This is a genomic window from Rhodococcus pyridinivorans, assembly GCF_900105195.1.
Taxonomy (GTDB): domain Bacteria; phylum Actinomycetota; class Actinomycetes; order Mycobacteriales; family Mycobacteriaceae; genus Rhodococcus; species Rhodococcus pyridinivorans.
In genome coordinates this window covers 1,522,176-1,543,624 of sequence record NZ_FNRX01000002.1, presented here as the reverse complement: position 1 = coordinate 1,543,624, position 21,449 = coordinate 1,522,176, and the positions used below count along the sequence as shown (strand labels likewise).

The window sequence follows — 21,449 nt, the reverse complement described above, 5'->3', positions numbered from 1 at the left end:
TCAGCGCCGGGCGAACTGCACGGCCGCGCGGGCGATGGCGAGTTCCTCGTTCGTGGGGATCACGAGAACCTCCACCTGCGACGAGTCGGCCGAGATCCGGCGTTCCCCGTCGTCGTCGGCAGTGTTGCGCGCATCGTCGACGACGATGCCGAGCCGGTCGAGGCCGGAGAGGCTGTCGCGCCGGACGTCGACGTTGTTCTCCCCCACCCCACCGGTGAACACGATCGCGTCGACGCCGCCGAGCTCGAAGGTGTAGGCGCCCACGTACTTCCGGATGCGATGCACGTAGACTTCGTACGCGAGTCGCGCGTCCTCGTCGCCCTCGCCGACGAGCTTCAGCAGAGCCCGGAAGTCGTTGACACCCGACAGCCCCTTCAGGCCCGAATGCCGGTTGAGCAGGTCGTCGATGGCGTCGACCTTCAACCCGGCCGCTCGGTTGAGGTGCATGACGACACCCGGATCGATGTCGCCGCTGCGCGTGCCCATGACGAGACCCTCGAGCGGGGTCAGTCCCATCGAGGTGTCGATCGGGCTCCCACCTGCGACCGCCGACGCCGACGCACCGTTACCCAGATGGAGCACAACCAGATTCAGGTCCGCGATGTCGCGTCCGAGGAACTCCGCGGCACGCCCCGACACGTATTCGTGTGAAGTACCGTGGAATCCGTACCGCCGGATGTCGTGCTTGTGGGCGATGTCGCGGTCGATCGCATAGGTCGCCGCGTGCGGCGGAAGACCGTGGAAGAAGGCGGTGTCGAAGACCCCCACATGGGGGATGTCGGGCAGTTCCTCCCGCGCGACCTCCATTCCCACGACGTTCGCCGGATTGTGGAGGGGCGCAAGGATCGACAATTCGTCGACGGCGCGGACCACGTCGTCGTCGATCAGGGTCGGTTCGTAGAAGACCTTGCCGCCGTGCACGAGTCGGTGTCCGACGGCGACGATGCCCACCTCGTGCAGCGGACGGCCAAGCCCTTCGAGCATCTCCAGTACCGCACGCAGTCCGGTCCGGTGGTCGGCGATGGCGTCGTTGCGTTCGTCCGCCCCCGCCGTGTGGTGGAAGACGATCCGGCCCTCCGGTTCCCCGATCCGCTCGATCAGTCCGTGCGCCAGCGACTTTCCGCTCTCCGGTTCGATCAGCTGGAACTTGATCGACGACGATCCGGAGTTGAGGACCAGGACGGTGCCTGCGGTGACCGGGTTCGGGCTGCTCACGCGTCTTCCTCCTGCGCCTGGATCGCGGTGATGGCGATGGTGTTGACGATGTCCTGGATCAGGGCGCCCCGCGAGAGGTCGTTGACCGGCTTGTTCAGGCCTTGCAGGACGGGTCCGACGGCGACGGCACCGGCGCTGCGCTGCACGGCCTTGTAGGTGTTGTTGCCGGTGTTCAGGTCCGGGAAGATGAACACCGTGGCGCGTCCGGCGACGTCGGAGTCGGGCAGCTTCGCGCTCGCGACCGTCGGTTCGATCGCCGCGTCGTACTGGATCGGACCTTCCACCAGCAGGTCGGGTCGCCGCTCCCGGACCAACGTCGTGGCCGAGCGGACCTTGTCGACGTCGGCACCCGAACCGGATTCGCCGGTGGAGTACGACAACATCGCGACCCTCGGGTCGATGCCGAACCGGGCGGCGGTCGCGGCGGACGAAATCGCGATGTCGGCGAGCTGGTCGGCGGTCGGGTCGGGGACGACGGCGCAGTCGCCGTACGCGAGGACACGGTCGGCGAGGCACATCAGGAAGATGCTCGACACCGTGGAGACGCCCGGTTCGGTCTTGATGATCTCGAGGGCGGGGCGGATCGTGTGGGCGGTGGTGTGGGCCGCGCCCGAAACCATGCCGTCGGCCAGTCCCAGGTGCACCATCATCGTGCCGAAATATGAGATGTCGCGCATGATCTCGCGTGCACGTTCGACGGTCATGCCTTTGTGGGCACGCAGCCGCGCGTACTCCTCCGCGAACCGGTCGGCGTGCTCGGAAGTGCGCGGGTCGAGGATCTGCGCCTGCGACAGGTCCACCCCGAGTTCCGACGCCCGCTGGCGGACGGCTGCCTCGTCGCCGAGGATCGTCAGCTTCGCGATGCCACGCTGGAGCACGCGTCCGGCGGCTCGAAGGATGCGGTCGTCCTCGCCCTCGGGTAACACGATGTGCCGCTGCTGGGCCCGCGCGCGGTCGATGAGCTGGTATTCGAACATCTGCGGGGTGGTCACGGACGGTCGCGGCAGTCGCAACCGGTCGAGCAGAGAACGGGAATCGACGTGTCGTTCCATGAGCGCGAGTGCCGTGTCGATCTTGCGCTGTGCGCCGAGGGCCATGCGGCCTCGGGTGCGGTCGGCAGCCGAGGCGGTGTCGAAGGTGCCGAGTTCGGTGGTGAGTATCGGCAGCGACGGCTTCAAGGCCGTGACGAGCTGCGCGATCATCGGGTGCGGCAGCAGGCCCCCGTTCATGATGATGCCGGCGAGCGTCGGGAATCCTTCGGCGGCATTGGCGTTGACCAGCGCGAGGATGACGTCGGAGCGGTCGGCGGGAGCGATGACGACGACGCCGTCGGTGAGCCGCTCGAGAATCCGTTCGGCGGTCATGCCACCGACCATGATCCGCAGCGCTTCCCGCTGCAGCAGGTCGGGGTCACCGCTGTAGAGCTCGCCTCCGATCGCGGTCTGCAGCTCGGCCATCGTCGGCGCGACCAGTGCGGGCACCTCCGGGAGCGTCCACACCGGTTCGGTGCGGTCGCCGAGAGCCCGGGCGATCTCGTCGAGTGCATGGGGGTCGCAGCGGTTCACCACCACCGCGCCGAGATGCGCGTGCTGTCCCGCGAGCTCGTTCGCACACACACCGGCGAGCTGGGCGATCTCCGAGGGCGTGCGGCGGGAACCGCGCAGGACGAGCAGTACCGGGGCGTCGAGGTTCGCCGCGATGCGGGCGTTGTACGACAGTTCGCTGGGGTTGGCGATCTCGGTGTAGTCGCTGCCGACGATGACGACGGCGTCGCAGCGGTCCGCCACCGCGTGGTACTTGCCGACGATGTCGCTGAGCGCGGCGTCCGGGTCGTCGTGGACGTCGTCGTAGGTGACGCCGATGCAGTCCTCGTAGGCGAGGTCGACGGTGGTGTGTTCGAGCAACAGTTCGAGGATGTAGTCGATGTCGCTGTCGGAGCGCGCGATGGGACGGAAGACACCGACGCGGGCGGTGGACGCGCACAGCGTCTGCAGCACGCCCAGGGCGACCGTCGACTTCCCGGTGTCCCCTTCCGGAGCTGCGATGTAGATGCTCGAGACGGACCCTGCAGCAGCACTCATGGATTCCACCCTAACTGCAAACTTTGCTCCGTCCCGCGTACCCGCGCACACGCCCGGCCGGAGGTGTCCGGCCGGGCATGGGAGTCGCGGGATGTCAGGACTGGGTCTGCAGCACGCGCGGGGTGTCGGGCTGCTCGGTGCCGCTCCTACTCAGCGGAGAAGCGGCACCTTGCGGGGTCGGACGTCAGGTGAGTGCGCGCAGGCGCGGGGCGAGGTCGCGCTCGAACAACTCCAGGAACCGCTTCTGATCATGACCCGGAGCGTGGAACACCAGATGATTCAACCCCGCCTCGACATACGCCCTGACCTGCTCGACCGCCTCGTCCGGATCCGACGCCACGATCCACCGCTTGGCGACCTGCTCGATCGGCAACGCATCCGCCGCCGCCTCCATCTCCATCGGATCATCGATGGAATGCTTCTGCTCCGGCGTGAGCGACAACGGCGCCCAGAAGCGGGTGTTCTCCAACGCCTTGTCCGGATCGGTGTCGTACGAGATCTTGATCTCGATCATTCTGTCGATCCCCGCGACATCCCGCTCCGCCTTCTCCGCCCCCTCGGCGACGGCCGGCAACAGCTTGTCGGTGTAGAGCTCCATGCCCTTACCCGAGGTGCAGATGAACCCGTCCCCCGCGCGTCCGGCATAGCGGGCCACGACCGGGCCACCGGCGGCGACGTAGACCGGGATGCCGCCTTCGGGCACGTCGTAGATCGACGCCCCCTTGGTGGTGTAGTACTCGCCCTCGAAATCGACCCGGTCTCCGCGCCACAGCTCACGCATCAACCGCACCGATTCGCGCAGCCGGGCGAAGCGTTCCTTGAACTCCGGCCACTGGCCGGCGTAGCCGGTGGCGATCTCGTTGAGTGCTTCGCCGGTGCCGACCCCGAGGAAGATCCGTCCCGGATACAGACACCCCATCGTCGCGAAGGCCTGCGCGATCACCGCCGGGTTGTACCGGAACGTCGGCGTGAGCACACTCGTGCCCAGCTGCAACCTTTCGGTGCGCTCCCCCACAGCGGTCATCCACGCCAACGAGAACGGCGCATGCCCACCGTTGTGCCGCCACGGCTGGAAATGATCCGACACCGTCGCCGAATCCATCCCGTGCGCCTCGGCCAACACACCCAACTCCACCAGCTCGCGCGGCCCGAACTGCTCTGCCGACGCCTTGTATCCCAACTTCAAACCCTGAGCCACAGATTCCTCCGACCGTTCGCGTTCCGATGTCCCCGAGTATGCCCACCGGACGCTCGTCGTCGGTCGAGACCGACGTTGTGTTCGAAATTCACCGAAAAATCGCACACAACACCGGTCTCGACAGGTCACCCGAGGGCACCGGCGCGGTGCAACGCGCGTCGCACCCTTTCGACGAGGACTTGAGGTCGCCGATACAGCAGGTCGGCGCCGACACGCACCACGGTCCAACCGAGCTCCGACAGCAACGTATAGCGGTCGATGTCGATGGTCCGCTGTACTCGATCGGTCCAGTGCTGCGCACCGTCGTACTCGACGAGGACCCTCCACTGCTTCCAGCCCATGTCCGCGCGTGCCACGAACCGCCCACCGTCGTAGATCTCGATCTGCGTCTCCGGCACGGGCAGACCGGATCGGACGATCAGCAGCCGCGTGTGCGTCTCCGGTGGTGACGCGGCACCTCCGTCGACGAGTTCGAGAACCTTTCGTACGGACGCGAGGTGCCGAGCGCCCTTGTTCCGAGCGGCCACCGCTTCGATCTCGTGGACCTTCGTTCCGGTCGCATTGCAGAGCGCGTCCACCATTTCGACGCACCGATCGAGGTCCGCACCGCGCGCGAGGTCGAAGGCCGTTCGGGCCGGTATCGTCACCGTCATTCCGTCGACGACGCAGGATTCGATGTCGTCGACGCTGCGAACGATGATGCCGGGCGTCGAGTGCAGTTTCCCGGGCCGCACGATCTCCGCGGGCAACGACGCGTCGAGCCAGCGCGTCCCGTGCACGGCGGCTGCGGACGGTCCGGCCAGTACCCCTCTACCTCCCGCCCACAGCCAGGCTGCCTTCGCGCGTAGCAGCGCGGTCGCTTCGACTCCCGGAGCAACGTACACATTGCGATGCAGCTTCACGAAGTGGTGCCGGAGTCGGTACCGCGTCACCGATCCGGCCGCCAGCGCATCGGTGCCGGCGAACGGTTCGTGGAAGTCGACCATGAGCGCGAGCGTGCCCGGTCTCCGGTCCCTCCGGTACCCCGAATCCGCCGTCTGTGGAGAACTTTCGACGTTATCCCCAGACGCGCCGAATCGAGACCGGTGTTGTTGTCGATTTCTCGCGAGTTATCGACAACAACACCGGTCTCGACGAACGATCACGCGGCGCGGACCCGCGCCAACCCCCATTCGCGGGCCAGCAGTTCGTAGGAACGCAGACGGTCCTCGTGGCCGTGGGTGACCGAGGTGACGACGAGTTCGTCGGCGTCCGTTACTCGGCGGAGGGTGTCGAGACGCTCCGCCACCGAGCTCGGCGCCCCCACGAACTGGGTGACGATGCGGTCGTTGACGAGGGCTCGCTCCTCGTCGGTCAGCGGCGGGGTGGTCTCTGGGTCCGGGTACGGGATCGCGCCGTGGCCCGAGCGGATGCTGTGCGTCCAATGCCCGTAGGTCGACGCCAACTCGCGTGCGGTGGCGTCGTCGTCGGCGACCACCGCGTCGGCCGAGACCACCACGTAGGGCTTCCTCAGGATCGGCGACGGACGGAACGCCGACCGGTACGCCTCGACCGCTTCGACTGTCGTGCCCGGGTGGACGTGCTCACGGCGACGTTCTGTGGGCGGGAGCCATCGGAATGGGCCTTTCGGGAATGCGGGGTGTGGGAAATCGAGGGTGCAGACGTGGGTCCCGGCGGTAGCACCCGCACCCGCGTACGGGGGGTTGCTGCGACGTCGTAGAGCCAGGTCTCTCGGTCGCTCTGGATGGTCGCGGCTAAAGCTACGGAGTGCGGCACGCCGCGGAAAGGTTTCTCTCACTGTGACGGAAATCCGTTCCTCGTCGAGACCGATGTCGATGTCGACGCGGTGCCCCGGCATCGACGACAAGGCCGGTTTCGGTACGCCGTAGACTCGCCTCGGTGACCCCGCTCGAACTCTTCCTCGTCGCATTGGCCGGACTGGGCGCCGGAGCGATCAACTCCCTCGTCGGATCCGGCACTCTCATCACCTTCCCGACGCTCGTCGCGTTCGGTGTGCCCCCGGTGACCGCGACGATGTCCAACGCGATCGGCCTGGTCGCTGGAGGTGTGTCAGGCACCTGGGGGTATCGGCGCGAGCTGCGCGGGCAATGGGAGCGGCTGCGATGGCAGATCCCGGCGTCGTTCTGCGGGGCACTGGTAGGAGCGTGGCTCCTGCTCCACCTGCCCGAGACCGTCTTCGAGACGGTCGTACCCATCCTGCTCCTCCTGGCCCTTACCCTCGTCGTGTTCCAGCCGAAGATCCAGGCGTGGGTTGCCCGCAGAACCGGCGGCGACGCCGACGGCCACCTCGGACCGGTGCGGATGACACTGCTCGTCGTCGGCACTTTCGCCGTCGGCATCTACGGCGGCTATTTCACGGCGGCGCAGGGCATTCTGCTCATGGGTTTGTTCGGAGCGTTGCTGCACGACCACATCCAGCGACAGAACGCGGTGAAGAATCTGCTGTCGCTGGTGGTGAACGTCGTGGCAGCGTGCGCGTACATCCTGGTGGCGTTCGACCGGATCGACTGGACCGTGGCCGCACTGATCGCGGTGGGTTCTTTGATCGGTGGCTATCTCGGCTCGCACTACGGCCGACGCCTGTCGCCGGTCGCGCTGCGGACGGTGATCGTCGTGGTGGGGCTGATCGGTCTTTACCGACTGCTCGCCTGACGCACCACTTTCCGGAATTCACCTCTGCCGGGGTTGTCCGCAGCGTTACGAGAAGAACAGGTATCAATCCGATTTCAGAGAAATGGGAATCCCCGCCACCACGAGAGTTGCCGACTCACTGGCCTCCGCGACCCGCGCATTGAGCCGGCCAAGCATGTCGCGGAACAATCGGCCCGAAGAGGTCGCGGGCACCACTCCGCTACCGACCTCGTTGCTCACGGCGACCACCGGCACCGCACACTTCCGCCACGCCGCGATCAACTCGTCCACATCGGAGTGGACAGGGTCGAGGTCGCCATCATCCCAGACACCGTGGATATCGAGCCGTGCCGTCAACCACGTTCCGAGACAATCGATCAGCAGCGGTTCCGTAGCGGTGCACAGCACCTCGGCGACATCGACCGTCTCCACCGTCGACCATGAACCGGGACGTCTTTCCCGGTGCAGTGCAACACGTTCCGCCCACTCCGCGTCACCCTCTCGTGTCCCGCCGGTGGCGACGTAGGTGACGGACGGGCAGGACGCGAGTAGTTCCTCGGCGTGCCGCGACTTGCCCGACCGCACTCCCCCGAGAACCAGCGTCCGATGCGGCACGACCGGAGTGCCTTCACCCACGTGGACCACCTCACCGTCACGACCGGGACGAGCATCCACCTGCTGCAGACGATTCCGCAGTTCGTCGATGGGCGGATTGTGGTGGCCCAGATGCACTGCGACCACCTCGGTGTTCTCGGTGACGGCACCGACACCGCGCAGACCATCCACCATCGCGCCGAACTCGGGCAGGCCGAGGTGACCCTCGGACCGTTCGGAACGGTCGCCGAAGGTTTCCTCGAGGAATACCGCGTCGAACCGGGCGTCGCGCACGGCCTCGAACCACTCGGCGAGCCACATCCCGGTGTCGCACGCCCACAGCAACCGCGACCCGCCCGGGCCCGACAGGTCGTACAGCACCGCGTCGCCGTCGCGGAAGACCTTGTGCCGTGCGGGAAGAACGCGCACCGAGTAGTCGCCGACGGTGAGCGAGTCCCCCGGCTCGACCGGCACGAAACGCCCCGGCGCGTCGGGAGCCACCCAGGGTCTACAGGTGTCGAGCGCGTCGGCGGGACCTATCACATCGAGTTCGACGCCGGCGGCCACCCACGACCGGAACAACAATGCCTGCGGGCCCAGATGATCTGCATGGTCGTGGGTCAGGAGGATATGCCGCACCTGCGCCAGCGACCTGCCGTGCCGCACGGCCGCGCGGGGCGCCTCAGGACCGCAGTCGAGCATCAGCACATCGTCGACGAGTGCCGCGGTCTGCCCGCGGATCTCGCCGCGACGCGCGGCATCCGCGCAGGATGCACACGTGCAGAACGGGTTCGGCCACCCGTCCGCCGCGCCGGTTCCCAGGAGCACGACCTCCATCAGCGGTCCTTCGTGCTGTCGCGGAGCGGGAGGACGGCGCGACCCGCCGGGCGGTCGAGGATCTCGACGCGGGCGCCGTAGACCTGCGCGATGCGTTCGGCGGTGAGGACGTCGTCGGGCGCTCCGTCGGCGACGACGTGCCCGCGATCGAGCAGTACGAGCCGTTCCCCGTATTGGGCGGCGGAGGTCAGGTCGTGCATCGCGGCGATGACGGTGAGGTCGCCTTCGGTGCGCATCGAATCGACGAGTTCGAGTACCTGCTGCTGGTGTCCGATGTCGAGTGCGCTGGTGGGTTCGTCGAGGAGCAGCACCCGCGGTTGCTGGGCGAGAGCGCGTGCGAGCACGACGCGCTGCAGCTCACCGCCGGACAGTTCGGTCGCGAGTCGCGGTGCGAACGCTTCGAGCTCGAGCCGTTCTACGATCCGGTCCACCACCTCGCGGTCGTGCGCGGTCTCGGATCCGAAGCGCGGGATGTGCGGGGTGCGGCCGAGATGGATCAGTTCCCTGACGGTGACACCTTCCGGCACCACGGGGCGTTGCGGCATCAGCGCGACCGCGCGTGCCATGTCCCGACGTCCGGCGCGCCCCGGCACGATGTCGGCGACCTGCAGGTGACCGGTGGCCGGCACGAGACCGGCGAGGACGTGCAGCAGGGTGGTCTTGCCCGACCCGTTGGGTCCGACCAGCGATAGCCAGGAGCCGGCGGTGACGTTCAGGTCGATCCCGTGCAGCACCTCGACGCCACCGCGTTCGGCGCTGAGCTGCCGGCACGACACCGTCATGGTCGGGGTGGTGAGAACATCGCTCTTCATCGGACACCTCGGCTCCGTCTGAGCACGACGAGGAAGAAGGGCGCCCCGATCGCCGCGGTGACGACACCGATCGGCAGTTCGGCGGGCGACATGACGGTGCGGGCCAGGACGTCCGCGAGGACGAGGAAGGACGCACCCACCAGCAGCGACAGCGGCAGCAGGAGACGGTGGCCGGGTCCGGCGAGCAGCCGGACCGCGTGGGGGACGACGATGCCGACGAACCCGATGAGACCGCTCGCCGAGACGACGGCCGCGGTTCCGAGGGTCGCGACGCAGACGAGCAGCAGCCGCACGCGCGCCGGGTTGATCCCGAGGCTCGCGGCTTCGACGTCGCCGACCGCCATGACATCGAGTGTGCGCCGATGCAGCGCGATGATCGCGACGGTGACCACGACGTACGGCAGGACCACGACGACGTCGGACCAACCGTCGGTGGACAGGCGGCCGAGCATCCACGAGTACACCTGCCGCAGGGTGTCGTCGTGCAGCTGCATGAAGAACGTCTGGATCGCGTTGGCGAAGGCCGCGACGGCGACACCGGCGAGGATGATGACGACTTCCGAGCGGCTGCCGCCGACGGTGCGGCCGAGCGAATACGTCGCGCCGACGGCGAGCAGGCCCCCGGCGAAGGCCGCGATCGGGACACCGGCGAACCCGGCCGCGCCGCCCACGACGATGGCGAGGGTGGCACCGAGACCGGCGCCGCTGGAGACCCCGAGCAGATAGGGATCGGCGAGCGGATTGCGGAAGACCCCTTGGTAGGCCGCACCGGCGATGGCCAGCATCGCACCGACCAGCACCCCGAGCACGACGCGCGGCATCCGGATGTTCCACAGGATCGCCTGCTGACGCGTGCTCAACCCGGAGTCGACGTCGACGAGCGGCAGGCGGTCGGCGATGTCGAGCAGCACCCCGCCCGGGGTGAGACCGGCGGGCCCGACGAGGATCCCGACCAGCATCGCGGCGAACAGGGCGAGCACGGCGCCGGTCAGCACGAGCACGTTGCGCGGCAGTACCCGCGCACCACCGGGTGGCAGTGCGCGGGTGTTGCCTCGCGACACGGAGATCAAGGCGTGGGCTGGACCGCGGGGATGGTGCCGACGATCCGGGCGATCTCACGCATCAGGTCCACGACGCGCGGACCCCAGCGACTGGCGATGTCCTCGTCGAGGACGTAGACGCGACCGTCACGGACGGCGCTGAGCTCGTTCCAACCCGCACGCTGTGCGACGACCTCGGGCGTGACGCCGCAGCACTGTCCGTCGGCCAGGAAGATCACGTCGGGGTTCTGCTCGAGGACGTACTCGGCGGACAGCTGCGGGTAGCCGTCGCCGCCGGTCGCGATCGAGGTCAGCCCCAGCATCGAGTAGACCTCGCCGATGTAGGTGTCGTCGGTGACGGTGTAGAAGGTGTTGTCGAGCTCGTGGTAGTAGGTCAGCGGGGTCTCCCGTTCGGGGAGGCCGGCGAGAATCTCGTCGATGTCCGTCTTCATCTGCGCCACGAGTTCGGCGGCGTCGCCGACGTGTCCGGTGACGGCTCCCAGCTGCTCGATCTGGGCGTAGGTGTCGTCCAGGTTCTCGGCCGCGGGAAGGATCAGCGTCTCGACACCGGCCTGTTCGAGTCCCGCAACGAGATCGGCGGTATCGGCGTTGGCGACGACCAGGTCGGGTTCGTAACCGAGGATCGCCTCGACGTTGGGGGTGTACCCCGACAGATCGGTGACGGGCGCGTCGGCCGGATAATCGGATCGGTCGTCGACCGCGACCACCTGGTCGCCGGCACCGACGGCGTAGAGCATCTCCGTGCTGGTGGGGCTCAGCGACACGATGGCCTGCGGGACGTCCGCGGAGGTGGTGTCGGTGTCACCGGACGGTGACGAATCGTCGCTGCTCGAGCACCCTGCGGCGAGGAGCGCGAAAGCGGTCAGTCCGGCGGCGAGCAGCCGTCGGTGGTTGTCGAGTGGCACAGCCATCCTCCGTTGTTCGGAGGACGAAAACAGCACGGCTGCAACAGGCGGTTGCGGCACGCCACCGTCCTTCGTCCGAGGACCAGTACGTACGGACCCTCCGCGCCGGCCGACCTGGCTCACCCCGTATCGGGACTTACAGTTGCGGGACAGCGCCGGAATCTCACCGGCTTCACCGAAAACGCAGCGGGTGCCCTACCGGATCGGCAGGACACCCGCAGCGTAGCTCACGGCGTCCCAGGTCAGGACAGCGCCTGCTGGAGATCCTCGAGCAGATCCTCGGGATCCTCGAGGCCCACGGACAGTCGCACCACGCCGTCGGACAAACCGATCGCGGCCCGGCCCTCCGGTCCCATCGCCCGGTGGGTGGTGGTCGCCGGGTGGGTGATGAGCGACTTGGAGTCGCCGAGATTGTTCGAGATGTCGACGATGCGCAGCTTGTTCAGCAGCTCGAAGGCACGCTTCTTGCCCTCGCCCTCGGGGGCGTCGAGCTCCAACGTGATGATCGTGCCACCGCCACTCATCTGCGACTTCGCGAGTTCGTACTGCGGGTGCGACTCGAGATACGGGTACTTGACCCAGCGCACCGCATCCTGCGATTCGAGGAACTGCGCGATGCGCAGCGCCGAATCGACCGAGGCGCGCAACCGCACCGGCATGGTCTCGAGACCCTTGAGCAGCGTCCACGCGTTGAACGGGCTCAGCGACGGCCCGGTGTGGCGGATGAGCTTCTGCACCGGCCCGTCGATGTAGTCGGCGGGTCCGAGGATCGCTCCGCCGAGCACGCGGCCCTGACCGTCGATGTGTTTGGTGCCGGAGTAGACGACGATGTCGGCACCGAGATCGAGGCTGCGCTGCAGCAGCGGGGTGGCGAAGACGTTGTCCAGCACCACCTTCGCGCCCGCCGCATGCGCCATCTCGGAGACGCGACGCACGTCGACGAGGGTCTGCATGGGGTTCGAGGGGGTCTCGAAGAAGACCGCGGTGGTGGGCACCGACAGTGCCTTCTCCCACTGGTCGAGATCCTCGCCGTCGACGAACACCGTCTCCACGCCCCAGCGGGGCAGAATCTCGTTGCACACGACGAAGCACGAACCGAAGAGGCTGCGTGCCGCGACGAGACGGTCGCCCTTGCCGAGCAACGCGGCGAGCGCGGTGAACACCGCGGACATGCCGGACGCGGTGGCGTACGCCCCCTCGGCACCGTCGAGCAGGCGCAGGCGCTCCTCGAACATCTTCACCGTGGGGTTGCCGTAGCGGGAGTAGACGAAATGGTCGACGTCGCCGGTGAAAGCGGCCTCGGCGGCCTCGGCCGACTCGTAGACGAACCCGGAGTTGAGGTAAAGGGCCTCGGAGGTCTCCTCGAAACCGGATCGGAGGGTGCCGCCGCGCACGCCGAGCGTGGCGGGGCGAACGGTGGCGGGCAGCGCCTTGTCGAACGCGCCGCCCTGGGGGATGGAACTCACGACTGCCTCCACGGCAGGCCCGCGGCCCGCCAGCCCTCGGCACCGCGATGGCTTTCGCCGTCGAGAGCGCCTTCGAATCCTTCGAGAACGTTGTAGGCGGGGGTCAGGCCCGCAGCGGTGGCGGCCGTGGCCGCTCCGATGGAGCGCTGCCCCGAGCGACACAGGAAGATCACCGGTCCGCTGCCGATACCCGCTGCCCTCAGATCCTCGACGAAGTTCGGGTTGGGGGCGCCGTCGGGGTAACGAACCCACTCGACGAACACGGTCCGGCGACCGAGCGACGAGGTCTCGGGGACCCCGACGTATTTCCACTCGGCTTCGGTACGCACATCGACGAGCACGGCATCCGGATCACCTTGCAGCAGGTCCCATGCCTGCTGCGGCGTTATATCACCTGCGTAGCTCACCGGGACATATTTTCACAGGTCGGACTGTGACGTACACGCGGGCACCGCTTCGTATACGCACGGCGACACGTCAGAACCGGCAGATCCGCCACACGTCGTCGATGCGGACGACCTGCCACGTCTCGGTCTGCGTCTCCCCGTCGAGGCCGGTCCGGACGTCGACGGTGGCCCGATCGCCGTCCACGGCGATGTTCTGCGTGGCCTGCAGCTCCACGCGTCCCTCGACGTCCGCGAGCGGTGCTTCCTCGGCGGGCAGATCGCTGCACCGCAGCCGGTCGAGGATCGGTCCGTCGTTCTCGTTGTGCGCGGAGACGTAGTCGGTGACGGCGCGGCGCACCATCTCGTCCTCGGTGAGGTCGTCGCCCGCCGGGGAGAAGAGCTGGGCGCCGAAGACGACGAGGACGAGCACCACCAGGACCGCGAGGGCTCCGAGGAAAGGCCCTATGCTGCTACTGGTGGGACCGTCGGGATCCGGGCCGGGATCGGGTTCGGGTTCGGGGGCTCCGCGCTTGGCCATGCGCCCGATCCTAGTGGGCGCGAGGTCACGGCCCGTCACGACCGCATTTGCCCTAAAAACCCTCTTGAGGTAGGAATTGTCGCATGGCCACCACGCAGCTCGTTCGACGCCTCGCCGTCGACCTGTGTCGTATGGGTGCCCACATGTGTTGTCGCTGAAGCGATTCGCTCGACGGCTCGATTCGTCCTCCTTCGCCGTCATCCCCGCGCGACCTGCGCCGAGCCCACTGAGGGCAGCCTTAATTTAAGCTGGATATGTCCGTCCGCACACCGAAGAGGTAGTTGATCCCCTGATGACCGATCAGACTCGTCCCCTTCGCGTCGCGATCGTCGGTGCCGGCCCTGCCGGTATCTACGCCGCCGACGCACTCATGAAGTCCGACACTGCGCAGGATCCCGGGGTCAGCATCGACCTGTTCGAGCGCATGCCGGCGCCGTTCGGTCTGATCCGCTACGGTGTCGCGCCCGACCACCCGCGCATCAAGGGCATCATCACCGCCCTGCACAAGGTGCTCGACAAGCCGCAGATCCGCCTGCTCGGCAATCTCGACTACGGCAGCGACTTCAACCTCGACGACCTGCAGCGTTTCTACGATGCGGTGATCTTCTCGACCGGCGCGAACGCGGACCGCGCGCTGAACATCCCCGGCATCGATCTCGACGGCAGCTACGGCGCCGCCGACTTCGTGTCCTGGTACGACGGTCACCCCGACGTGCCGCGCACCTGGCCGCTCGAGGCGGAGAAGGTCGCCGTCCTCGGTGTCGGCAACGTCGCGCTCGACGTCGCCCGCGTGCTCGCCAAGACCGGCGACGAGCTGCTGCCGACGGAGATTCCGCCGAACGTCTACGAGGGTCTGAAGAACAACAAGGCCGTCGAGGTGCACGTCTTCGGTCGCCGTGGTCCGGCGCAGGCCAAGTTCACGCCGCTCGAGCTGCGCGAACTCGACCACTCCCCGACCATCGAGGTCATCGTCGACCCCGAGGACATCGACTACGACGAAGGCTCCGAGCAGGCACGTCGCAACTCCAAGCAGGTCGACATGGTCGCCAACACTCTGCAGGACTGGGCGATCCGCGATGTGGGCAACCGCCCGCACAAGCTGTTCCTGCACTTCTTCGAGTCCCCGCACGAGATCCTCGGCGAGGACGGCAAGGTCGTCGGTCTGCGCACCGAGCGCACCGAGCTCGACGGCACCGGCAACGTGCGCGGCACCGGCAAGTTCAACGACTGGGAGGTCCAGGCCGTCTACCGCGCGGTCGGCTACCTGTCGCAGAACATCGCCAAGCTGCCCTTCGACGAGCAGGCCGGCACCGTGCCGAACGAGGCCGGACGTGTGCTCGCCGACGAGAACGCCGAGGGTCCCGACCGGTTCATGCCGCACACCTACGTCACCGGCTGGATCAAGCGCGGCCCCGTCGGCCTGATCGGCCACACCAAGGGCGACGCGAACGAGACCGTCGCGAACCTGCTCGAGGACCGGGCCGCCGGCCGGCTGAACACCCCCGAGGATCCGTCCGAGGACGCGATCGTGAAGTTCCTCGAGGACAAGCAGCTGCCGTACACCACCTGGCAGGGCTGGTACCGCCTCGACGCGCACGAGCGCAGCCTCGGTGAGGCCGAGGGCCGCGAGCGCGTGAAGGTCGTCGAGCGCGAGGACATGTTCCGCGCGAGCGAGCCGCACAAGGCGTGACAGCAGCCTGAACTGCACGAACGAGGAGGGACCCATCCGCGCGGATGGGTCCCTCCTCGCTTTCGGGTCTGCTCGGCTTTCCGGGTGCGCTCAGGTGAACAGGACGGCGCCCAGCCACACCGACGCCGCGACGAGTCCGCCGAACAGTTCGACGAGGATCGACAACGCGACCGCCTTGGTCGCCGCGACCGTCGAGACCCACGCGTCGCGGTGGGTGCGATGCCGCTGCACCTCCGACAGGTACATGCCGAGCAGGAAGCCCAGGAACAGCCCGACGACGGGGACGACGAAGAACCCGACGATGCCGAGCAGACCGGCGAGGATCAACGAGCGGTTCGGCACCCCGGCCTGCTGCAGTCGCTTGCCGGGCCAGGTGTACTTCACGATGCCGGTGACCAGCAGCGCCACCGCCGCGACGCCCAGCACGATCCATGCGGTGGTGCCTCCCGTGAGGAACGCCCATACGGCGATCGCGCCGAAGATCAGCAGGACGCCGGGCAGGACCGGCAGCACGATCCCGAGCAGGCCGACGAGGATCGCCAGCCCGACGAGCAGTTCGCCGCCGGCACTCACGGCGCCACCGAGCGGGTCGAGCGGGCGGAAGACAGCGGAGTACCGGGACGCGGTGGCAGCATGGTGGGACTATATGTGCCACCGGTCCACGCCCCCGGGAGGACGCGATGAGCAGTACCAGGCCTCACAGCAGCCCGAAGAGTGCATCGGACGCCGCAGCCGCCGCGGTGCGCGGCGACGTCCGGTACTTCACGACGCCCGGTGTCGATCCCGCCGAGGCGGTGGAGTGGCAGCGCCGCGACGCGCGGATCGTCCACCACGGCACCGGTCGTGTCGTCTTCGAGCAAACCGATGTGGAGTTTCCTGCCTTCTGGTCGCAGAACGCCACCGACATCGTCACGCAGAAGTACTTCCGCGGGCAGCTCGGACACCCGGATCGTGAGCACTCGTTGCGCGACGTGATCGCGCGCATCGTCGACACGATCACGGCGTGGGGGCACACCGACGGTCATCTCGACGATCCGGAGGCGTTCGCCGCCGAGCTGACCTATCTGCTGATCCACCAGCGGGCCTCGTTCAACAGTCCCGTCTGGTTCAACATCGGGGTGCCGAACACTCCGCAGCAGGCCAGCGCGTGTTTCATTCTGTCGGTCGACGACAGCATCGACTCGATCCTCGAGTGGTACCGGCAGGAAGCGGTGATCTTCAAGGGCGGGTCGGGCGCCGGGGTGAACCTCTCCCGGATCCGCTCGTCGGCCGAACCGCTGACCGGTGGCGGAAGCGCATCGGGGCCGGTCAGCTTCATGCGCGGCGCCGACGCCTCCGCCGGCACCATCAAGTCCGGCGGCAAGACCCGGCGGGCCGCGAAGATGGTGATCCTCGACGTCGACCATCCCGACATCGAGGAGTTCGTCGACTGCAAGGCGATCGAGGAACGCAAGGCGCGGGTGCTCGCCGAGGCCGGTTTCGACATGGGTCTCGACGGCACCGACATCCATTCGGTGCAGTACCAGAACGCGAACAACTCGGTGCGCGTGACCGACGAGTTCATGCACGCGGTGGTGGCCGACGCCGAGTGGCCGCTGCGTACCGTGACGACCGGCGAGACGGTCCGGACTGTCCGCGCGCGAGAGTTGTTGCAGCGCACCGCCGCCGCCACCTGGGAGTGCGCCGACCCGGGCATCCAGTACGACACGACGATCAATGCCTGGCACACCGCCTCCGCGACCGGCCGGATCAACGCGTCGAATCCCTGCTCGGAGTACATGCATCTCGACGATTCGGCCTGCAACCTCGCGAGCCTGAATCTGCTGACCTTCCTGCGCGAGGACGGCACCTTCGACGTCGACGGTTTCCGTCACTCCGTGGCGGTGATGCTCACCGCGCAGGAAATCCTCGTCGGCCGCGCCGACTACCCCACCGAGCGGATCGGTGAGACGTCGCGGCGGTTCCGGCAGCTCGGGCTCGGTTACGCCAACCTCGGTGCGCTGCTCATGGCTTCGGGCCTGCCCTACGACAGCGAGGCCGGACGCGCGACGGCTGCGGCGATCACCGCCCTGATGACCGGTCACGCCTACGCCGTGTCGGCGGACATGGCGAGGCGCCTCGGACCGTTCGACGGTTTCGACGAGAACCGCGCGCCGATGCTCGACGTGCTGGGCAAGCATCGTGGCGCACTCGATGACATCGACGCCGATCTCGCACCGGCCGACGTGCTCGATGCGGCACGACAGGCGTGGGACCGCGCCGTGGCCGACGGCTCTGCCCACGGTGTGCGCAACAGCCAGGTCAGCGTGCTCGCACCGACCGGCACGATCGGGCTCGCGATGGATTGCGACACCACCGGGATCGAACCGGATCTGGCGTTGGTGAAGACCAAGAAGCTCGTCGGCGGCGGCAGCCTCACGATCGTCAATCGCAGTGTGCCGCGCGCACTGTCGCGTCTGGGTTACAGCCCGTCGGAGGTCGCCGATATCGTGGCGCACCTCGATCTGCATCACGATCTCGCCGGTGCGCCGCACGTGCGCGACGAGCACGCACCGGTGTTCGCGACGTCCATGGGCGACAACGTCATCTCGCCGCGCGGCCACGTCGCGATGATGGCCGCGGTGCAGCCCTTCCTGTCGGGTGCGATCTCCAAGACGGTGAACCTGCCCGAGTCCGCGACCGTCGACGACATCGCCGACATGTATGTCGACGCGTGGCGCCTGGGCGTGAAGGCCCTTGCGATCTACCGTGACAACTGCAAACTGGGACAACCGTTGTCGACGGCGTCGCGCCCTGCTGTCGCAGAAGCGGCTCCGTCCACGGCGCCTCGCCGCGAGCGGCTCCCGCGCACCCGCACTTCTCGGACGTTCGAGTTCCGGGTGGCGGACTGCAAGGGCTTCGTCACGATCGGTGAGTACGACGACGGGCGTCCCGGCGAGATGTTCCTGCGCGTGTCCAAACAGGGCTCGACGCTCGCCGGTATCATGGACGCCTTCTCGATGTCGGTCAGTTACGGTCTGCAGTACGGGGTCCCGTTGCGCACCTTCGTCCGGGCCTTCACGAGTACGCGTTTCGAGCCGGCCGGGATCACCGACGATCCGGATCTGCGGATCGCCACGTCGATCCTCGACTACATCTTCCGGCGACTGGCGATCGACTATCTCGAACCCGACGAGCGCGCCGAACTGGGCATCCTCACCGGCGCCGAGCGTTCGGTGCCCGACACCCCCACGCTCACGCCGTACACGAGCACGCCGCCGGTGCGTGAGCCCGATCCGCCGGCGACCGCGCCGCGGGGCACGCACAGCACGAGCAGCGCGAGCACGTCCTCCCCGGGTGGTCTCGCTGCTCCGTCACCGTCGAATCCGGACGCGCCGTACTGCATGCAGTGCGGAGTGAAGATGCAACGGGCCGGGTCGTGCCACGCCTGCCCGTCCTGTGGGAACACCAGCGGCTGCAGTTGAGGTGATGCGTCCATACTGGCGGGATGGTCCTGGGAGTCGACACCGAACTGACACTGACGGCCGCGGGTGCGGTCTTCCTTCTTGCGCTCGCTCTCGGCGTGTGGAAGTACCGGCAGATGTCGACGTCCGACGACCACCTCGCGCACCCGTACGTCGACATCGCCCACCGATCGGCCCTGATGTATTCCTTCGCGACGCTGCTGGTCGCGGTGTTCGTCGAGCTCAGCGCGTGGCCCACCGCAGTGAACCTCGCCGCGGCCGCGGTGATCGTGGTGTTCTTCGTCGGCGCGATCGCGAGCTATGTCGTGCACGGTGCGCTGCGCGACACCACGAATCAGTTCGCGCATCCGGTGCGCGGGACGGGTCTGGCGATGGCCGCGCTGATCGTCGGTGAGATGGGTGGCTTCGCGGTGCTGTTCGCCGGCTTCCTGTGGGGTGCCTTCGCAAGCTGAGGCCGCGTCAGGTGCGGTGTTCGAGCAACGACAGGACGTTGCCGTGCGGGTCGCGGAACCATGCGACCCGCATACCGTCGGGTGCGGTCCACGCGTCGTGGTCGTCCTGATCCATGCCGTTGTACCGGATGAACTCCACGCCGTGCTCGCGCAGTCGTTCGACGGTGCCGTCCAGATCGGATACCCGCCAGCCCAGCACGGTGTAGCCGGTCTCCTCGCGCGACTGCACGAGGGTCACCCGGACCGGTGCGCCGCCGCCTCCGTCGAGGACGAGCGCGAAGGGGTCGCGGGAGAGCTTCCGGAAGCGCAGGGTGTCGACGTAGAACATCTCCGAGACGTCGAGGTCGGTGCTCGGGACGAAGCTCACGAGTTGGCCGGTGATCGTCATACGTCCACTGTGCTCCGGAGCGCCCGAGTGCGACAGCGGATTCGGCGGATTCACGCCCCCACCTCGGCGATCCGGCGACTAGGCTCTCGATCATGAGTACTTCGGAGATCGCTACGGTCCTGGCCTGGCACGACGCTGTGAACAGCAACGACATCGACACGCTCGTGCAGTTGTCGAGCGACGACATCGTGCTCCCCACCCCCGACGACGATCCCGACCAAGGACTCGACGAACTGCGCGAGTGGGCGACGACGGCAGGGGTCACGCTGCAACCGGGCCGCCTGTTCGTCCACCACGGAATCGTGGTGGTCGAGGAGACGGCGACCTGGGCGTCCGATCCGGGGCCTCGCGACGAGGCGATCGCCTTCCGGGTGGTCGACGACCAGGTGGTCACCGTCGTCCGCCACGCCGATCTCGGCGAGGCCTTCGAGGCGACCGGACTGAGCGAGGCCGACCTCTACGAGGAGTGATCCACTCCCGACGACCGGAACCCCAGCAACCGGAGCCATATTCTGAACGCTCGCTAAGGTACTCTCCGTTGCGACAGTCCCTACACATCGGAGCGAGGTTCGTCGAGTGTCCGCTGAAGCTGTTGAGAAGAAGGGTCCGCTCGCGGGTGTCCGCGTCGTCGAGTTCAAGGGTCTCGGTCCCGGCCCGCACGCCGCGACCCTGCTCGCCGATCTCGGCGCCGATGTCGTCATCGTGCAGCGCCCCGGCGAGATCCCGCCGGAGGGACAGCGCGATCCGATTCAGCGCAACCGTCGCATCGTCGAGGCCAACCTCAAGGATTCCGCCGACATCGAGAAGGTCCTGACCCTGCTCGAGCGCGCCGACGTCCTCATCGAGGGCTTCCGTCCCGGCGTCACCGAACGACTCGGCCTCGGACCGGACGTGGTCCTCGAGCGCAACCCGCGCATCGTCTACGGCCGCATGACCGGCTGGGGCCAGGAGGGCCCGCTCGCCAACGCCGCCGGCCACGACATCAACTACATCTCCCTCACCGGCGTCCTGCACGCCATCGGCCGCCAGGGCGAGCGTCCGGTGCCGCCGCTGAACATGGTCGGCGACTTCGGTGGCGGTTCGATGTTCCTCGTCTTCGGCATCCTGTCGGCCCTCGTCGAGCGTCAGACCTCCGGCAAGGGCCAGGTCGTGGACGCGGCGATGGTCGACGGCGCCCTCGCTCTCTCGCACATGATGTGGGCGTTCCGCGGTCGCGGCGCGTGGTCGGACGAGCGCGGCGTCAACATGCTCGATACCGGCGCCCCGTTCTACGAGGTCTACGAGACCAAGGACGGCAAGTACATGGCCGTCGGTTCCATCGAGCCGCAGTTCTACGCGCTGCTGCTGCAGGGCCTCGAGCTCGATCCGGCCGACCTGCCGCACCAGCTCGACACTTCCCGCTGGGCGGAGATGAAGAAGATCTTCACCGACAAGTTCCTGTCGAAGACCCGCGACGAGTGGACCGAGATCTTCCTCGGTACCGATGCCTGCGTCTCCCCGGTCCTCACCTGGGCCGAGGCGGAGAAGAACGAGCATCTCGTCGCACGCGGGTCGCTGATCGAGATCGACGGCACCGTGCAGCACGCACCGGCGCCGCGCTTCTCCCGCACCCCCGCCGGCGAGCCGGTCGGTCCGGCGGCCGAGGCCACCGACATCGACACCCTCTGGGTCTGATCCGGCAGCCCGAGCCCGCCGACGCTCCGACGATCG

The 21,449-nt window shown here is 67.8% G+C and carries 19 protein-coding genes, 1 pseudogene and 2 riboswitches; of the genes and pseudogenes, 6 read left to right on the top strand and 14 right to left on the bottom strand.

From position 1 onward, the window contains the following. From BLV31_RS07615 to BLV31_RS07595, 5 genes and pseudogenes are all read right to left on the bottom strand, one after another. On the bottom strand, positions 1 to 1,215 hold the full coding sequence (locus BLV31_RS07615) for an acetate/propionate family kinase (protein ID WP_006553664.1): 1,215 nt from the start codon (positions 1,213 to 1,215) through the stop codon (positions 1 to 3). Beyond that, positions 1,212 to 3,296: a phosphate acetyltransferase gene (gene pta / locus BLV31_RS07610; RefSeq protein WP_024101824.1), complete on the bottom strand. Its 2,085-nt coding sequence runs from the start codon at positions 3,294 to 3,296 to the stop codon at positions 1,212 to 1,214. The genes BLV31_RS07615 and pta overlap by 4 nt, the downstream gene beginning before the upstream one ends. Before the next feature lie 184 nt (positions 3,297 to 3,480). Then, a complete protein-coding gene (gene fgd / locus BLV31_RS07605; RefSeq protein WP_072740481.1) occupies positions 3,481 to 4,494 on the bottom strand; it encodes a glucose-6-phosphate dehydrogenase (coenzyme-F420) in 1,014 nt (337 codons plus the stop codon). 125 nt (positions 4,495 to 4,619) lie between these two features. Continuing rightward, on the bottom strand, positions 4,620 to 5,480 hold the full coding sequence (locus BLV31_RS07600) for a DUF559 domain-containing protein (RefSeq protein WP_064061239.1): 861 nt from the start codon (positions 5,478 to 5,480) through the stop codon (positions 4,620 to 4,622). A 155-nt stretch (positions 5,481 to 5,635) separates the two neighbouring features. Continuing rightward, positions 5,636 to 6,076, bottom strand: a pseudogene (locus tag BLV31_RS07595) (LLM class oxidoreductase); the annotation flags it as partial. Between the two features lie 66 nt (positions 6,077 to 6,142). Continuing rightward, positions 6,143 to 6,240, bottom strand: a riboswitch (SAM riboswitch). 153 nt (positions 6,241 to 6,393) lie between these two features. On the opposite strand from BLV31_RS07595, the gene BLV31_RS07590 reads away from it, so the two are divergent. Continuing rightward, positions 6,394 to 7,167 carry a sulfite exporter TauE/SafE family protein gene (locus tag BLV31_RS07590; protein ID WP_064061240.1) on the top strand — a complete coding sequence of 258 codons (774 nt, stop codon included), beginning with the start codon at positions 6,394 to 6,396 and terminating at the stop codon, positions 7,165 to 7,167. A 63-nt stretch (positions 7,168 to 7,230) separates the two neighbouring features. Here the strand turns inward: BLV31_RS07590 and BLV31_RS07585 are convergent, their stop codons facing one another. The 7 genes from BLV31_RS07585 to BLV31_RS07555 all read right to left on the bottom strand — a co-directional run bounded on the left by BLV31_RS07585 (position 7,231) and on the right by BLV31_RS07555 (position 13,745). Next, complete coding sequence (locus tag BLV31_RS07585) at positions 7,231 to 8,577, bottom strand: bifunctional adenosylcobinamide kinase/adenosylcobinamide-phosphate guanylyltransferase (protein ID WP_064061241.1); 1,347 nt, start codon at positions 8,575 to 8,577, stop codon at positions 7,231 to 7,233. Then, positions 8,577 to 9,389 (bottom strand): ABC transporter ATP-binding protein, encoded by an 813-nt coding sequence (locus BLV31_RS07580; RefSeq protein ID WP_006552925.1) that lies wholly within the window; start codon positions 9,387 to 9,389, stop codon positions 8,577 to 8,579. Before BLV31_RS07580 ends, BLV31_RS07585 begins: the two co-directional genes overlap by 1 nt. After that, positions 9,386 to 10,348 carry a FecCD family ABC transporter permease gene (locus BLV31_RS07575; protein WP_228045161.1) on the bottom strand — a complete coding sequence of 321 codons (963 nt, stop codon included), beginning with the start codon at positions 10,346 to 10,348 and terminating at the stop codon, positions 9,386 to 9,388. Before BLV31_RS07575 ends, BLV31_RS07580 begins: the two co-directional genes overlap by 4 nt. Before the next feature lie 107 nt (positions 10,349 to 10,455). Then, positions 10,456 to 11,361 (bottom strand): ABC transporter substrate-binding protein, encoded by a 906-nt coding sequence (locus tag BLV31_RS07570; protein ID WP_371850695.1) that lies wholly within the window; start codon positions 11,359 to 11,361, stop codon positions 10,456 to 10,458. Between the two features lie 84 nt (positions 11,362 to 11,445). Further along, positions 11,446 to 11,573: riboswitch (cobalamin riboswitch) on the bottom strand. Positions 11,574 to 11,597: 24 nt separating this feature from the next. After that, positions 11,598 to 12,821, bottom strand: a complete 1,224-nt coding sequence (locus tag BLV31_RS07565) for an O-succinylhomoserine sulfhydrylase (protein ID WP_006552928.1) — start codon at positions 12,819 to 12,821, stop codon at positions 11,598 to 11,600. Then, positions 12,818 to 13,228 carry a rhodanese-like domain-containing protein gene (locus BLV31_RS07560; RefSeq protein WP_006552929.1) on the bottom strand — a complete coding sequence of 137 codons (411 nt, stop codon included), beginning with the start codon at positions 13,226 to 13,228 and terminating at the stop codon, positions 12,818 to 12,820. Before BLV31_RS07560 ends, BLV31_RS07565 begins: the two co-directional genes overlap by 4 nt. 70 nt (positions 13,229 to 13,298) lie before the next feature. Beyond that, a complete protein-coding gene (locus BLV31_RS07555; RefSeq protein ID WP_006552930.1) occupies positions 13,299 to 13,745 on the bottom strand; it encodes an Rv0361 family membrane protein in 447 nt (148 codons plus the stop codon). 292 nt (positions 13,746 to 14,037) lie between these two features. Here BLV31_RS07555 and BLV31_RS07550 point away from each other — a divergent pair, with 292 nt between their 5' ends. Beyond that, positions 14,038 to 15,435 carry an FAD-dependent oxidoreductase gene (locus BLV31_RS07550; RefSeq protein ID WP_033096189.1) on the top strand — a complete coding sequence of 466 codons (1,398 nt, stop codon included), beginning with the start codon at positions 14,038 to 14,040 and terminating at the stop codon, positions 15,433 to 15,435. Between the two features lie 90 nt (positions 15,436 to 15,525). Here BLV31_RS07550 and BLV31_RS07545 read toward each other — a convergent pair whose 3' ends face one another. Then, positions 15,526 to 16,008 carry a DUF456 domain-containing protein gene (locus BLV31_RS07545; protein WP_006552932.1) on the bottom strand — a complete coding sequence of 161 codons (483 nt, stop codon included), beginning with the start codon at positions 16,006 to 16,008 and terminating at the stop codon, positions 15,526 to 15,528. A gap of 107 nt (positions 16,009 to 16,115) precedes the next feature. Here BLV31_RS07545 and BLV31_RS07540 point away from each other — a divergent pair, with 107 nt between their 5' ends. Both BLV31_RS07540 and BLV31_RS07535 read left to right on the top strand, forming a co-directional pair. Continuing rightward, positions 16,116 to 18,899, top strand: a complete 2,784-nt coding sequence (locus tag BLV31_RS07540) for a vitamin B12-dependent ribonucleotide reductase (RefSeq protein WP_006552933.1) — start codon at positions 16,116 to 16,118, stop codon at positions 18,897 to 18,899. A 23-nt stretch (positions 18,900 to 18,922) separates the two neighbouring features. After that, complete coding sequence (locus tag BLV31_RS07535; protein WP_064061242.1) at positions 18,923 to 19,351, top strand: hypothetical protein; 429 nt, start codon at positions 18,923 to 18,925, stop codon at positions 19,349 to 19,351. Positions 19,352 to 19,358: 7 nt separating this feature from the next. On the opposite strand, the gene BLV31_RS07530 is transcribed toward BLV31_RS07535, so the two are convergent. Further along, positions 19,359 to 19,739, bottom strand: coding sequence for a VOC family protein (locus BLV31_RS07530; protein WP_006552935.1), 381 nt, complete (start codon positions 19,737 to 19,739; stop codon positions 19,359 to 19,361). Positions 19,740 to 19,831: 92 nt separating this feature from the next. Between BLV31_RS07530 and BLV31_RS07525 the strand changes: the two genes are divergently transcribed. Then, the gene (locus BLV31_RS07525) at positions 19,832 to 20,209 is read left to right on the top strand and encodes a nuclear transport factor 2 family protein (RefSeq protein WP_064061243.1); all 378 of its coding nucleotides are present in this window, start codon (positions 19,832 to 19,834) and stop codon (positions 20,207 to 20,209) included. A 106-nt stretch (positions 20,210 to 20,315) separates the two neighbouring features. Then, the gene (locus BLV31_RS07520) at positions 20,316 to 21,413 is read left to right on the top strand and encodes a CaiB/BaiF CoA transferase family protein (protein ID WP_064061244.1); all 1,098 of its coding nucleotides are present in this window, start codon (positions 20,316 to 20,318) and stop codon (positions 21,411 to 21,413) included. Positions 21,414 to 21,449 lie beyond the last annotated feature (36 nt).